The organism is Bradyrhizobium sp. TM233, from assembly GCF_036247965.1.
Classification (GTDB): Bacteria; Pseudomonadota; Alphaproteobacteria; order Rhizobiales; family Xanthobacteraceae; genus Bradyrhizobium; species Bradyrhizobium ottawaense.
In genome coordinates, this window is record NZ_BTIG01000002.1 from 152,030 (window position 1) to 166,154 (window position 14,125).

Here is a 14,125-nt window from a genome sequence, read left to right on the forward strand (position 1 = left end):
TTTGCCCGACAGGTCAACCGGCTCGCGGCCTTTAGGCTTTTGTTTAAGCATGGTCCTTTCGGAAAACCGCCGCGCACTTTTCCGGATCATGCTTTAGACCGGGCCGTGCGAGCCGGGCGGGACCATGTAGAGCGTCATCGCGAAGATCGTGTAGATGCAGAGCAGGAGGGCGCCGACGAACCAGGCCGAGCGTCCGCCATTGGTGACGAAGCTCGTCACCACGGTGGCGATCATGACCATGGTCACCGCTCCCGGCCAGAATTGAAGGTCCATGGGCTGCGGCCCGACGACGTAGCTCAGCAGCACGAGAACGGGTGCGACGAACAAGGCGATCTGGCTGGCGCTTCCGAGCGCGATGCTCACGCTCAAGTCGAGCCGGTTGCGGCGTGCCGCGGAAAACGCCACGGCCATCTCGGCCGCAGCCCCGACCAGGGCAACGACGATGAACCCGACGAATGCCGGGGTCATGCCGAGCGTTTCGGCGGCCTTCTGCACCGATGTTACGAAGATCTCGCTCACGAGTGCCACCAGCACGGTGACGATTCCCAGTGTCGGAACGGCGATCGCAATCGGCAGTATCGAGCCGCCTGCCTCGCCATGGTCGCTGCTTGCAAACAGCTCCTTGTGCGTCTTCAGCGCGAACAGCAGGCTGAGACCGTAGGCCGCAATCAGCAGGACCGCCAAGGCGGTGCTCAAGCGCTGCACCGTCGCCTCGTGGCCGGGAAAGTCGAGGTCGGCCACGGCCGAGGGTGACAACAGGGCGATCGTGGCCATCAGCAGCAGCGCGGAATGGAGCCTGCCGCCTGCCCGGTTGTATTCCTGCACGCGATGCCTCAATCCGCCCAGAAACAGCGATGCGCCCAGCATGAATAGCGAGTTGGTCACGATCGCACCCGCAATCGAGGCTTTGACCAGCATGTATTGACCGGCCTGCAACGCCGTGACCGCGATGATGAGCTCCGTGAGATTGCCAAGCGTGGCGTTCAACAGCCCGCCGACCGCATCGCCGGTCTTCTCGGCCACGGCCTCCGTCGCGTGGCTGAGCAGGCTCGCGAGCGGCACGATGGCGATCACGGCCAGCACGAACAGCAGCGTATGCGCGTCCGGCATGACATGCTCGAGCGCGATCACGACAGGCACGACAACCAGCAGCCACAGCAGCGGGCTGTGCCGGATTTCCCTGAGCAGCGCGTTCATGGTCCGTCCTACGCGGTCAGACCTCGACGCTGCCGCCGGAGCGGGCCCCGGTGTTGATCTAGCTCAACGGCTTGTGCGCCCTCGAACCGGCGCCTCAATAGCAGGGCGGATAGGGGTGATATCCACAAGCCCGGCGATAGCCATAGGCGCCATAGGCGGCAGCTCCCGCAGCTGCGGCACCGTAGTAAGCCCGCCGATGGACTCTGCGGTTGACGCCGGCAACGCTTCCCGGCGTGAGCGGGCGTCCGACGCGGGCCTCGGCGGTGTCAACGGACACGGCGAGCGCATCCACCGGCGAGGTGTGGAACGACAGGGGCGCTGCCGTGAACAGCGCGGCGGTGACGAACAGTCCGATCAGCTTGGCATGTCCGGTCATGTGCTCTCTCCCTTTGCAGGACGACGAGAAAGCGTGACAGGCCGGTGAGGTGGACCATTGACCGAAATCAATGGTCGCGGTTTCCTGGGATCGCCTGGCCCGGATGATTCCTGCACTCGCGTAAGCCATTGATTTCACGACCCCGGTCTACTGTGCATGGGGTTGTTTTCGCAATTTTAGTTTTGAGGGCTTCAGCCGGCGCCCAGCGCCACCGCGACGTTGTAGGTCAGGAGGCTCGCGGCATAGGCCAGCACCAGCATGTAGGTGAAGGTCACGGCCATCCAGGTCCAGCTTCCGGTCTCGCGCCGGATCACGGCCAGCGTCGAGGCGCATTGCGGGGCGAAGATGTACCAGGCCAGCATCGACAGCGCGGTGGCGAGCGACCATTTCGTCGCGAGCACCTGTCCGATCTGCTCGGCCGCTTCCTTGCCGCCTTCGATCGCATAGACGGTGCCGAGCGCCGCGACCGCGACCTCGCGCGCCGCCATGCCCGGGATCAGCGCGACCGCGATCTGCCAGTTGAAGCCGACCGGCGCGAGCAGCGGCTCGAGCGCCTTGCCGATGATGGCGGCGAGGCTGAAGTCGATGGCGGGCTCGGTGGCGCCCGCCGGCGGCTGCGGGAACGAGGCCAGGAACCAGATCAGCACCATCATCGAGAAGATCGTGGTGCCGGCCCGCACCAGGAACATCTTGGCGCGGGTGTAGATGCCGATCGCGATCGATTTCAGCTGCGGCATCTTGTAGTCCGGCAGCTCCAGCATGAACGGCGCCGGCGCATAGTCGCGCAGCATGAAGAACTTGATCAGGAACGAGACGGCAAGCGCGCTGATGATGCCGGCGGCGTAGAGGCCGAACATCACGAGGCCCTGCAGGTTGATGAAGCCCCAGACGTCCTTCGCCGGAATAAAGGCGGAGATGATCAGCGTGTAGACCGGAATGCGTGCCGAGCAGGTCATCAGCGGCGCGATCAGGATCGTGGTCAGCCGGTCGCGCTTGTTGTCGATCACGCGCGTCGCCATGATGCCGGGAATGGCGCAGGCAAAGCTCGACAGCAGCGGAATGAAGGCGCGGCCGTGCAGGCCGGCGCCGCCCATGATGCGGTCCATCAGGAACGCGGCGCGCGCCATGTAGCCGAAATCTTCCAGGAGCAGGATGAACAGGAAGATGATGATGATCTGCGGCAGGAACACGATAACGCTGCCGACGCCAGAGATCACGCCGTTCTGGAGGAAGCTCTGCAACAGGCCGGCGGGCAGGGTGGCGTGAACGAGCTCGCCGAGCGCATCAAAGCCCGAATTGAGCAGCTCCATCAGCGGCTGCGCCCAGGCGAACACCGCCTGGAACATCACGAACAGGATCAGCGCCAGCACGATGAGGCCGCCGACCGGATGCAGCACGACCGCGTCGATCCGCGCGGTCCAGGTGTCGGGTCTAGCAGGCAGGCTGACGCAGTCGGCGATGATGCGGTCGGCCTCGCGCTGGGTCGCGCGCAATTCGGATACGCTGAGCGCGCGCCAGCTGTTCGCCGCCGCCTCGGCGGCGAGCCTTACCGAGATCTCGTCGGTCAGCTTCAAGAGGTCGGCGGTGCCGCCCTTGCGCACCGCGATCGAGGTGACCACGGGCAGGCCGAGCTCCTTGGCGAGCCGCTCGACGTCGACCGTGATGCCGCGGCGGGCTGCGATGTCGAACATGTTGAGCACGAGCAGCATCGGCCGTCCGGTGCGCTTGAGCTCGAGCAGCAGGCGGATGGTCAGCCGCAAATTGGTGGAATCGGCGACGCACAGCACGAGATCGGGCACGGTCTCGCCGGAGGCCTTGCCGAGCACGAAGTCGCGGGTGATCTCCTCGTCGGGGCTGCGGCCGCGCAGCGAATAGGTGCCGGGCAGGTCGACCACCGAGACCTGACGTCCCAGGGGCGTGACGAAGAAGCCCTCCTTGCGCTCGACGGTGACGCCGGGATAGTTCGCGACCTTTTGCCGGCTGCCGGTCAGGGCATTGAACAGCGAGGTCTTGCCGCTGTTCGGCGTGCCCACCAGGGCGAGATGCAGCAGGGGTAATTCCATGGAATCACTGGTCCGGGGTCAGAGGTCCGGTCGCTATCTAGGCGACGATGATGGCCATGGCTTCGCGGCGGCGGACCGCAATCGTGATGCTGTCGACCCGCACGGCGATCGGGTCCCGCCCGACCAGCCCCTCGTGCAGGACCTCGACCCGGGCCCCCTCGACGAAGCCGAGCTCGATCAGGCGGCTCTCGAGCTCGATGTCGGAGAGCGCCGAGCCCGCCTCGCGAGCGGAAAGATGCTGGATGACGCCGGTATAGCCGCGCTGGGCCAGACCCAGCGGCATGTGCGGGCGCGTGTCATTGGTGTCGGTCATGCCCTGTATTTTCAACGCAAGGCATTGAGGTCAAGCGCGCGCGCTCCCTGAAACCGCACCTTAGAGTGATTTTAAAGTGCGGGTGGCGGAGCGCCGTCGAAGGCGCCCCCGAGGGCTGGGTTGGCTACTGGGCCGCGACCTTGTCCGGCTGGGGAGCCATCGCCCGGCTCTTGAAGTAGTCCAGGACGAACAGACGGATCGCCGACGACAGGTTGCCCTGCTGGCGGTTGTTGTCGATCTCGCCGACCAGCTCGGACAACGTCATGTTGCGCAGGCCGGAAATCTCCTTCATGCCGTTCCAGAACGCCTCTTCCAGGCTGACGCTGGTCTTGTGCCCGGCGACGACGATCGACCGTTTCACGACGGGCGACTTCATGGCTGCTCCTCGCGATCGATCTGATGCTGATCCAGGTGCGCCTTCGCCTTGTCCGCGCGCGTCTCCTCCGCCGACCGGTCCGCCTTCGTGCGGCCGAACTTCGTCCGGTTGGCGTCCGCCTGTTTCGCCGAGGCTTCCCGTTCGGCGCGCTTCCTGAAACGATTCAGGTTGATGACGTTCCCCATGCCGCGTCTCCATCATCCGATCCTTTCCAGGCAGGATGAAACACTCAGAAACAGGGTGCCGCACTGCGCCCCACAAGACTTGATCGCCATTCGCTTGTCCTCGTCAATCGGCCGCTCGGGCCATCAAACGATGAATTTCGCCCCCGTCGAGGGGCGGAAAGGCTGCGTAGCACGCCGTCCGGCCGGAACATTGACGGTAATCAAATCCCGCCCCTAAAGCCGCACATTTCTAGGGCGGCGAGCGTCCGTATCATTACGGATGGCTATCGGAATTCGGAGTTCTATCCCGGGCTGGTCATTTTCTCGGGGCGGACCAGGCGATCGAACTCGTCGGCCGAGACGAAGCCGAGCCGCAGCGCCTCCTCCTTCAGCGTGGTGCCGTTGGCATGGGCCGTCTTGGCCACCTTGGCGGCGTTGTCGTAGCCGATCTTCGGGGCCAGCGCCGTCACCAGCATCAGCGAGCGCTGCATCAGCTCACTGATGCGCTTTTCGTCGGCACGGATACCGCTCACGCAATGCTCGGTGAAGGATCGCGCGGCATCCGCCATCAGGCGGATCGAGTGCAGCATGTTGTAGGCGAGCACGGGCTTGTAGACGTTGAGCTCGAAATGGCCCTGGCTGCCGGCCACCGTGATCGCGGTGTGATTGCCGAACACCTGGCAGCAGACCATGGTCATCGCCTCGCACTGGGTCGGATTGACCTTGCCCGGCATGATCGAGGAGCCCGGCTCGTTCTCCGGCAGGATCAGCTCGCCTAGCCCCGAGCGCGGGCCTGATCCCAGGAGGCGGATGTCGTTGGCGATCTTGAACAGGCCTGTCGCGACCGAATTGATGGCGCCATGCACCAGCACATAGGCGTCGTTCGAGGCCAGAGCCTCGAATTTGTTGGCGGCGCTGGTGAAGGGCAGCTTCGTGATCGCGGCAACGTGCCTTGCGAACAGCTTTGCAAAGCGCGGCTTCGAGTTGAGGCCGGTGCCGACCGCGGTGCCGCCCTGCGCCAGGGGATAGAGGTCTTTCACTGCGACCTTGAGCCGGGCGATGCCGCTTTCCACCTGCGCCGCATAGCCGGAAAACTCCTGCCCGAGCGTCAGGGGCGTTGCATCCTGGGTGTGGGTGCGGCCGATCTTCACGATCTTCGCGAACGCCTTCTCCTTCTTGCGCAGCGCGCGGAGCAGCTCGCCGAGGGCCGGGACGAGATCGGCATTGATGCGGCTTGCGGCGGCGATGTGCATCGCGGTCGGAAACGAATCGTTCGACGACTGGCTCATGTTGACGTGATCGTTGGGATGCACCGGCTTCTTGGCGCCGAGCTCGCCGCCGAGCAGCTCGTTGGCGCGGTTGGCGATCACCTCGTTGAGGTTCATGTTGCTCTGCGTGCCCGAGCCGGTCTGCCACACGACGAGCGGGAAATGGTCATCGAGCTTGCCCTCGATCACCTCGCGCGCGGCGCTGATGATCGCATTGGCGCGGCGCCGGTCGAGCAGGCCGAGCTCGAGGTTGGACTGTGCCGCGGCGAGCTTGACGATGCCGAGCGCGTGCACCAGCGAGATCGGCATGCGGTCGGTGCCGATGCGAAAGTTCTGGCGCGAGCGTTCGGTCTGCGCGCCCCAATAGCGGTCGGCAGGGACCTCGATGGGACCGAAACTGTCGGTCTCGATGCGGGTGGCGGGGCGGGCGGTCTTCGCGCGGGCGGCTTTGGCCATGAGCACATCCATTCTGCCGCGCGAAACACCGCGCAGCGCTTTCATGTGCTTCTCTATATAGGGAGTTCGGCCGCGTGCGACGGGTTCGGGTCTAACCTAGATCATTTCTTGCGGAAACGATCGAGCCGCACCACTTCGGCGCCGCCCTGGTTCGGGGCCGCCGGCTCCTCCGTGCTTTCCGCCGTTTCGGGAGCAGGCGTCTGCACGGCGACAGCCGACGGCGCGGGAGCCGCCGGCAGCGTCTCGGGCGCGACCTCGGCGACGTCGGACGTGTCGAACTGCAGGCCGAACTTCACGGACGGATCGAGGAAGCTCTTGATGGCGCTGAACGGCACGATCAGCCGCTCCGGAATGCCGCCGAAGGACAGGCCGACCTCGAAGCGGTCTTCGAGCACGGTCAGATCCCAGAACTGATGCTGCAGGATGATCGTCATCTCTTCCGGATATTGCGCGAGCAGGCGCGACGACAGCTTCACGCCCTCGGCCTTCGACACGAAGGTGATGAAGAAATGGTGCTCGCCCGGCAGGCCTTGGGTCGCGGCATCGGTCAGCACCTTCCGCAGCACGCCGCGCAGCGCGTCGCGGGCCAGCACATCGTATCGGATATGATCGGTCGCCATGGTGGTCCTGTTGCATCCCCGAAGCCGGACCGTGCCGACCCGACTCGCCAAGCCGCAATAGTACCGCGCCTGACGGGTCAGCAGGAGTCCCCGCCGGGGAAGAAATCAAGAGTAAAGTGGAGGCTTCTGTTGCCAGGTGCCTCCGAACCCCGCCTAACGGAGCTTAACCCGTTAGGACTTCAGAATGGTCTTTCAAACTGCGTTACGCAGCCTGAGCAACCGGAGCAAAGTTGTCGTTGGCAACTATTGCATAGCCCGATAACGGCGGAACAATACCGGGAAAAAGTTCGCCCTTTACGCCCTCGTCGATCCTATTTCGCCCCCGCCAAAGCCCGCTTCGGGATGACCCGTTGGTGGGCTTTGGTGGAGGCGCCGGGTACCGCCCCCGGGTCCGAATGGTTTATTGCGACGACCGTTTATTTCCATAGCCGGCGAACCGGCAACCCCAATATAGGGCGCAAAGGTTTCGAATGACAGGTGTTTCGCGCGGCGATCCCACGGTTCCCTTTGGATAGGTTCCGGATGGCCTTCCCTATGATCTTGGCCGCGTGGAGCCTCGCGTTCTAAGCTCCTGACATGTCCACGGATTCAGCACCGGCCGCCCAAGAGCCGGATCGAGAGCCGGATATCCCCGCCACCCATGCCCCCGCGCCCGGCCTGCTCGCGCTTTTCCTGGCCTTCGCCCGGATGTCGCTGGCCGGCTTCGGCGGGGTTTTGGTGTTTGCCCGGCGGGCGATCGTCGAGCAGCACCGCTGGATGAATGCGGACGAGTTCAACGAGACCTTTGCGCTCTGTCATTTCCTGCCCGGACCTAACATCGTCAATCTGTCCATGGTGTTCGGATCAAGGCTGCGCGGCATCGCGGGCGGGCTTGCCGCCTTTGCCGGGTTGTTGCTGCCGCCGACGCTGATCATGACGGTGCTTGCGACCATCTACGCCCGTTACGGTGACCTCGACGTGCTGCGCCGCAGCCTCGCCGGCATCTCCTGCGCGGCGGTCGGTCTCTTGATCGCGGTAGTGTTCCGCATGATGACGCCGCTGCTGAAGCGGACGGATCCCCTCGCACTGATCCTGATGGCCGGCGTGTTCCTCGCCATCGGCGTGCTCCGCCTGCCGCTTCCGGCGGTGCTGCTGGTCGCGATCCCCATCAGTGTCGGCGCCACTTTTTTCCTGCGGCGGAAAGTAGCAGCATGAAGCCTGAGAATCCGATCTGGGCGCTGATCTCCACCTTTGGACTGATGTCGCTGCTCGCCGTTGGCGGCGCCGCGGCGGCGGTGCCCGAGATGCACCGCATCGCGGTCGAGGTGCATCACTGGATGACCGACAAGCAGTTCACCGACGCCTATGCGATCGCGCAGCTCTCGCCAGGTCCGAACGTGCTTATCGTGACGTTAATCGGCTATGCCGTCGCCGGCATTCCCGGCGCGCTGGCGGCGACGCTGGCGATGTGCCTGCCGACGGCGCTGCTTGCCTATTATGTCAGCCGGCTCCTGAACCGGCCCAGCCAATCGCGCTGGCCCGGTTTGATTCAGGCTGCACTGGTTCCGCTTTCGATCGGCTTGATGGCGGCGAGCGCCCTGATCCTGGCCCAGTCGACCGATCGCACGATTGCTGCAGTGCTTCTGACCGCAATGGTTGCGGTGATCGCGTCCGTCTCGCGCATCAATCCACTCTGGCTCCTGCTCGCCGGGGGACTGTTGGGTTTCGCTGGCATTGTGTAATGAAAATCGCTAGGCAGTGGTCGGGCGGGGGATCCATTTCCAGCCGATTTAGAACAACAGTGCTCGTGACTTACGGGTCGCGGAGGAGACATGCATGGCCGATACGATGGGCCACTCGGCGACAGCCACCCGAAACACATCGGTGGCGCTCGGCTTCTGTCTGCTGGCGATTGCGCCGCAGATTTTCGAATTCATCTGGTCGATAGGGACGATTTTCGGTTGGGGCGCGGGGCGCGGCCCGGCCACGGTCGTGATCAGCCACGCCACCGCGTTGCTCGCCGGTGCGCCCGGTACGTTGATCGGAGCGGCCAGCGGTGACACCAAGAAGGCGTCGTCCGAGGTGCTGCTCGCGCTGATTTATTCCTATCCGATCTTTGCCGTGGCGATCGTCACGCTGTTCATGACCATCAGGTCGGCGCAGGACTATGTCGGCGGGGTCATCCTGATGGCGCTGGCGCTGTTTGCGCTGTGGGCCTCGAGCGATCTGCAGGGCATGCGCGGCTTCTCCTTCGGCGCGGGCACTGCGCCGCGGATGTTCGGCGGACTGCTGGTGGCCTTGTCCGCCGGCATCGCCCTGACCGGCCTTTTGACCGATGGGCCGGCGATGGCCCATTACTCATGGCGCGGGCCGATGTTCGTGATGGCGGCGATCGTGTTCTTCGCGCTGGCGATCCGGCCGCTCGGCCTCGTGGTCACGGCCTTTGCGAGCTTCATGATCGCGGCGACGGGGTCGCATGAGACGCGCTGGCTGGAGGCCGCCATCGTCGGCGCCTGCCTGACGCTTGGCTGCGCAATCCTCTTTCCCTACGTGCTCGGGCTACCGATGCCGATGTTTCCGCGTTTCCTGATCCAGTGAGGGCGTGATGGATATTTTTGCCAACCTCGCTCACGGCTTTGCCGTCGCGCTCTCTCCGATCAACCTCCTGATGTGCCTGATCGGTGCCCTCGTCGGCACGCTGGTCGGCGTTCTGCCGGGCATCGGCACCATCGCCACCGTCGCGATGCTGCTGCCGATCACCTTCGGACTGCCGCCGGTCGGTGCGCTGATCATGCTCGCCGGCATCTATTACGGCGCCCAGTATGGCGGCTCGACCACGTCGATCCTGGTCAATATTCCAGGTGAGGCGACATCGGTCGTCACCGCCATCGACGGTCACCAGATGGCCAAGCAGGGCCGCGCCGGCCCGGCGCTGGCGATCGCGGCGATCGGCTCGTTCTTCGCCGGCTGCGTCGCGACCGTTTTGATCGCCGTGCTCGGTGCGCCACTCACAAAACTCGCGCTGGCGTTCGGCCCGGCCGAATATTTCTCGCTGATGGTGCTCGGCCTGATCTTCGCCGTGGTGCTGGCCAAGGGCTCGGTGCTGAAGGCGATCGCGATGATCGTGTTCGGCCTCTTGCTGTCGATGGTCGGCTCGGACATCGAGACCGGCGCCTCGCGCATGGCCTTCAACATTCCGGAGCTCGCCGACGGCCTCGGCTTTGCGACGGTGGCGATGGGTGTGTTCGGCTTTGCCGAGATCATCCGCAATCTCGACCATGGCGCCGAGATGAACCGCGATCTCGTGCAGCAGAAGATCACCGGCCTGATGCCGACCAGGAAAGACCTAAAGGACTCCGCGCCGGCGATCTTGCGCGGCACCGTGCTCGGCTCCATCCTCGGCATCCTGCCCGGCGGTGGTGCGGTCATCGCCTCGTTCGCGGCCTATACGCTCGAGAAGAAGCTTGCGAAGGATCCGAAGCGGTTCGGCCGCGGCGCGATCGAGGGCGTGGCGGCGCCGGAAAGCGCCAACAACGCCGCGGCGCAGACCTCCTTCATCCCGCTCTTGACGCTCGGCATCCCGCCGAACGCGGTGATGGCGCTGATGGTGGGCGCGATGACCATCCACGGCATCGTGCCGGGTCCGCAGGTGATGCAGAAGCAGCCCGACCTCGTCTGGGGCATGATCGCCTCGATGTGGATCGGCAATCTGATGCTGATCATCATCAACCTGCCGCTGGTCGGAATCTGGGTCCGGCTGCTCCGCGTGCCGTACCGGCTGATGTTCCCGTCGATCGTGATCTTCTGCGCGATCGGCATCTACTCGGTGAACAACGCACCGGTCGACGTCATCCTCGCCGGCGTGTTCGGTCTCGTCGGCTACTGGCTGATCAAGCACGATTTCGAGCCGGCGCCGCTGCTGCTCGGCATGGTGCTCGGACCGCTGATGGAAGAGAACCTGCGCCGCGCGCTGCTGATCTCGCGCGGCGACTGGAGCGTGTTCCTGACGCGTCCGCTGTCGGCGGTGCTGCTCGCGATCGCAGCGAGCCTGCTGCTGCTCACGGTGCTGCCCGCGTTGCGCTCGAAGCGCGACCAGGTGTTCACCGAATCCGAGAACTGAGGGCGCGGGCGCTGCGTGCCTGCGTCGGCGCGCCGCATTCGGAAGTCGAATCGACTTGTGTGACGGCTTCGTGAAATGAAAATGCCGGCCTTTTGGCCGGCATTTTTGTTTGGTCCAAGGACCGATACGGGGATCGACATGACCTTCATTCGCGCGCTCACAGGCGCATGTGCCGCAGCGCTCACGTCGCTGTGCGCTTCTGTTGCGCCGGCTGAGGCGCAGACTTATCCGACGCGCAGCATCACCATGATCGTGCCGTTTGCGGCCGGCGGTCCGACCGACGTCATCGCGCGCATCGTCACCGGGCATATGGCGCAGACGCTCGGACAGAGCATCATCATCGAGAACGTGGTCGGCGCCGGCGGCACCACCGCGACCACCCGCGCCGCGCGTGCAGCCAATGACGGCTATACGCTGATTACCGGGCATATGGGCACCCATGCGGCCTCCGTGCCGCTCTATCCCAAGCTCGCCTATCATCCCGAGAAGGACTTCGAGCCGATCGCGCTGCTCGCGGGTACCCCGATCCTGATCCTCGCGCGCAAGGACTTTCCGCCGAAGGATTTGAAGGAGTTCGTGGCCTATGTGAAGGCCAACGCCGAGAAGGTGAACGCTGCCCATGCCGGCGTCGGCTCGGTCTCGCACGTCTCCTGCGAGCTGCTGCACTCGATCCTCGACATCAAGCCGGTCGGCGTGCCCTTCAACGGCACGGGACCCGCGATGAACGCGCTGGTGGCGGGGCAGGTCGACTACATGTGCGACCAGATCGTCAACGCCGTGCCGCAGATCAATGCCGGCACCATCAAGGCCTATGCGATCGCAACGCCGGAGCGCAATCCGTCGCTGCCGAACGTGCCGACGACGGCGGAAGCGGGCCTGCCGAAATTCCAGGCCCAGGCCTGGAATGCGATGTTCGCGCCCAAGGGAACTTCGCCGGCGATCCTGGCCAGCCTGAATGCTGCGGCCAGCAAGGCGCTCGACGACGAGACCGTGAAGAAGCGCCTGCTCGAGCTCGGCAGCGTCATCCCGGGCCCCGCGGAGCGGACGCCGGAGGCGCTGGCCACCCTCGTGAAGAACGAAATCGCAAAATGGACCCCGGTGCTCAAGCCGGCAACTTAGGCAATGCGATCAAGCCGATAGGGCAAGGGGCGGGACGTAAGTTCCGCCCCTTGTCGTTTGCGCCGGGACCACTCACTTTTCCGGGTATAATCGGAGCGGACAGCGAATCGCCGCTGTTGCAGCGCGGGGGCGGTCGCTAAGTTCGCCGCCTCCCCAAAGGCTCAGTCGCACATGCACCAGTATCAGGACCTGCTCGAGCGGATTCTTTCAGACGGCGCCGAGAAGACCGACCGAACCGGCACCGGTACGCTCTCGGTGTTCGGCCACCAGATGCGCTTCAATCTGTCGGCCGGCTTCCCGATGCTGACCACCAAGCGGCTGCCACTGAAGGCGATCATCCACGAGCTGCTGTGGTTCCTGAAGGGCGACACCAACATCAAATATCTCAGGGACAACGGCGTCACCATCTGGGACGAATGGGCGGATGCCAATGGCGATCTCGGCCCGGTCTATGGCCATCAATGGCGCTCCTGGCCGGCGCCCGACGGCCGCAGCATCGACCAGATTGCGAACGTGGTCGATATGATCAAGCGCAATCCGGACTCGCGCCGCCTGATCGTCTCGGCGTGGAATCCAGCCGAAGTCGACAAGATGGCGCTGCCGCCGTGCCATTGCCTGTTCCAGTTCTACGTCGCAGGCGGCAAGCTGTCCTGCCAGCTCTATCAGCGTTCGGCCGACGTCTTCCTCGGCGTGCCCTTCAATATCGCCTCCTATGCGCTGCTGACGATGATGGTGGCGCAGGTCACCGGCCTGAAGCCCGGCGACTTCGTGCATTCGTTCGGCGATACCCATCTCTACTCCAACCATCTGGAGCAGGCCCGGCTTCAGCTCACGCGCGCGCCGCGCGCGCTGCCGGTGATGCGGATCAATCCCGACGTGAAGGACATCTTCTCCTTCCGCTTTGAGGATTTCGAGCTCGTCGGCTATGACCCGCATCCGCACATCAAGGCGGAAGTCGCGGTTTAGCGCCGATGTCGCTCAACATCCGCCGTGTGCGCCCGGGCGAAGCCGGGCTCGTTCTCGCTTTCATCCGCGAGCTCGCCGAATACGAAAAACTCTCGCACGAGGTGGAGGCGACCGAGGCTGACATCGCTGACGCGCTGTTCGGCGAGAGGCCGCAGCTCTATTGCGCGATCGCAGAGTGGAACGGCGAGCCGGTCGGCTTCGCGGTGTGGTTTACGAATTTCTCCACCTTCAGCGGCCGCCATGGCATCTATCTCGAAGATCTCTACGTGCGGCCGTCGCACCGGGGCAGGGGCCTCGGCAAGGCCCTGCTGGTCTATCTCGCCAAGGAATGCGTCGACAACGGTTGGTCCCGCCTGCAATGGGCGGTGCTCGACTGGAACGCGCCGTCGATCGCGTTCTACAAATCTCTCGGCGCCGTCATGATGGACGACTGGACGCTGTGCCGTGTCACCGGGCCAGCGCTGACGCGGCTTGCCGGGAGTGCGCCCTGATGGAGATCGTCTTCGTCGTCGCGATCGCGGAGAACGGCGTCATCGGCGCCGGCAACGCCATGCCGTGGCGCATGAAATCCGACATGGCGCGCTTCAAGGCGCTCACGATCGGCAAGCCCGTGGTCATGGGCCGCAAGACCTTCGAATCCCTGCCCCGGCCGCTGCGGGACCGCACCAACATCGTGATCACGCGCGATGCGGCCTATCGCGCCAACGGCGCCATTGTCACGACATCGGCCGCTGATGCCGGCGCGGTTGCACTTGGCGACGCCCTGCGGCGTTCGGTCACCGAGATCGCGGTGATCGGCGGCGCCGAGATCTATCGGCAATGGCTCGATCGCGCCGATCGCCTCGAGATCACCGAAGTGCACGCGCGCCCCGAAGGCGACACGCGTTTCGACATCGACAAGGCGGAATGGGACGAGGTTGAACGTATCCGCCATGCTGCCGGCCCCGACGACAGCGCCGACTTCTCCTATGTGACATATCGTCGGCGGCGCGGCCATTAACCGCTTTCGTCAATGTTTACATTGACTTTTTCGTGCCCGAGCATAGCTCGAAAGACGGCGAAGGCTGCGTTGTAAGGGACTTGCCTGTCCCCTATAAAGCCGGACCGG

At 64.6% G+C, this 14,125-nt stretch carries 16 protein-coding genes and 1 other RNA gene; 8 read left to right on the forward strand and 9 right to left on the reverse strand.

Features of this window, described 5'->3' with window-relative positions:
- Window positions 1-93 precede the first annotated feature (93 nt).
- The 9 genes from cax to ssrA all read right to left on the reverse strand — a co-directional run bounded on the left by cax (window position 94) and on the right by ssrA (window position 7,313).
- Window positions 94-1,197, reverse strand: coding sequence for a calcium/proton exchanger (gene cax, locus AABA86_RS06600; protein ID WP_338306240.1), 1,104 nt, complete (start codon window positions 1,195-1,197; stop codon window positions 94-96).
- 94 nt (window positions 1,198-1,291) lie between these two features.
- On the reverse strand, window positions 1,292-1,573 hold the full coding sequence (locus AABA86_RS06605; protein ID WP_028145466.1) for a hypothetical protein: 282 nt from the start codon (window positions 1,571-1,573) through the stop codon (window positions 1,292-1,294).
- 191 nt (window positions 1,574-1,764) lie between these two features.
- Window positions 1,765-3,636 carry a ferrous iron transporter B gene (gene feoB / locus AABA86_RS06610; protein WP_212249858.1) on the reverse strand — a complete coding sequence of 624 codons (1,872 nt, stop codon included), beginning with the start codon at window positions 3,634-3,636 and terminating at the stop codon, window positions 1,765-1,767.
- Between the two features lie 37 nt (window positions 3,637-3,673).
- Window positions 3,674-3,949: a FeoA family protein gene (locus AABA86_RS06615; protein ID WP_018319701.1), complete on the reverse strand. Its 276-nt coding sequence runs from the start codon at window positions 3,947-3,949 to the stop codon at window positions 3,674-3,676.
- 124 nt (window positions 3,950-4,073) lie between these two features.
- Entirely contained in the window at window positions 4,074-4,325 is a 252-nt protein-coding gene (locus AABA86_RS06620) for a ribbon-helix-helix domain-containing protein (protein WP_018319702.1), read from the reverse strand.
- Complete coding sequence (locus AABA86_RS06625) at window positions 4,322-4,510, reverse strand: DUF4169 family protein (RefSeq protein WP_338306241.1); 189 nt, start codon at window positions 4,508-4,510, stop codon at window positions 4,322-4,324. Before AABA86_RS06625 ends, AABA86_RS06620 begins: the two co-directional genes overlap by 4 nt.
- Window positions 4,511-4,791: 281 nt before the next feature.
- Window positions 4,792-6,225 (reverse strand): class II fumarate hydratase, encoded by a 1,434-nt coding sequence (gene fumC, locus AABA86_RS06630; RefSeq protein WP_338306286.1) that lies wholly within the window; start codon window positions 6,223-6,225, stop codon window positions 4,792-4,794.
- An 89-nt stretch (window positions 6,226-6,314) separates the two neighbouring features.
- Window positions 6,315-6,833 (reverse strand): SspB family protein, encoded by a 519-nt coding sequence (locus tag AABA86_RS06635; protein WP_338306242.1) that lies wholly within the window; start codon window positions 6,831-6,833, stop codon window positions 6,315-6,317.
- A 115-nt stretch (window positions 6,834-6,948) separates the two neighbouring features.
- Window positions 6,949-7,313, reverse strand: a transfer-messenger RNA (tmRNA) gene (ssrA, locus tag AABA86_RS06640).
- Window positions 7,314-7,409: 96 nt separating this feature from the next.
- Here ssrA and AABA86_RS06645 point away from each other — a divergent pair.
- The 8 genes from AABA86_RS06645 to AABA86_RS06680 all read left to right on the forward strand — a co-directional run bounded on the left by AABA86_RS06645 (window position 7,410) and on the right by AABA86_RS06680 (window position 14,017).
- Window positions 7,410-8,027: a chromate transporter gene (locus tag AABA86_RS06645; protein ID WP_338306243.1), complete on the forward strand. Its 618-nt coding sequence runs from the start codon at window positions 7,410-7,412 to the stop codon at window positions 8,025-8,027.
- Window positions 8,024-8,554 (forward strand): chromate transporter, encoded by a 531-nt coding sequence (locus AABA86_RS06650; protein WP_212249843.1) that lies wholly within the window; start codon window positions 8,024-8,026, stop codon window positions 8,552-8,554. Before AABA86_RS06645 ends, AABA86_RS06650 begins: the two co-directional genes overlap by 4 nt.
- A gap of 94 nt (window positions 8,555-8,648) precedes the next feature.
- On the forward strand, window positions 8,649-9,410 hold the full coding sequence (locus tag AABA86_RS06655; RefSeq protein WP_212249841.1) for a tripartite tricarboxylate transporter TctB family protein: 762 nt from the start codon (window positions 8,649-8,651) through the stop codon (window positions 9,408-9,410).
- A 7-nt stretch (window positions 9,411-9,417) separates the two neighbouring features.
- Window positions 9,418-10,932: a tripartite tricarboxylate transporter permease gene (locus AABA86_RS06660; protein WP_212249839.1), complete on the forward strand. Its 1,515-nt coding sequence runs from the start codon at window positions 9,418-9,420 to the stop codon at window positions 10,930-10,932.
- Between the two features lie 138 nt (window positions 10,933-11,070).
- Window positions 11,071-12,051, forward strand: coding sequence for a tripartite tricarboxylate transporter substrate binding protein BugD (locus AABA86_RS06665; RefSeq protein ID WP_338306244.1), 981 nt, complete (start codon window positions 11,071-11,073; stop codon window positions 12,049-12,051).
- Between the two features lie 171 nt (window positions 12,052-12,222).
- The gene (locus tag AABA86_RS06670; protein WP_018319711.1) at window positions 12,223-13,017 is read left to right on the forward strand and encodes a thymidylate synthase; all 795 of its coding nucleotides are present in this window, start codon (window positions 12,223-12,225) and stop codon (window positions 13,015-13,017) included.
- Window positions 13,018-13,022: 5 nt separating this feature from the next.
- On the forward strand, window positions 13,023-13,508 hold the full coding sequence (locus AABA86_RS06675; RefSeq protein ID WP_212249834.1) for a GNAT family N-acetyltransferase: 486 nt from the start codon (window positions 13,023-13,025) through the stop codon (window positions 13,506-13,508).
- Window positions 13,508-14,017, forward strand: coding sequence for a dihydrofolate reductase (locus AABA86_RS06680; RefSeq protein WP_338306245.1), 510 nt, complete (start codon window positions 13,508-13,510; stop codon window positions 14,015-14,017). Before AABA86_RS06675 ends, AABA86_RS06680 begins: the two co-directional genes overlap by 1 nt.
- Window positions 14,018-14,125 lie beyond the last annotated feature (108 nt).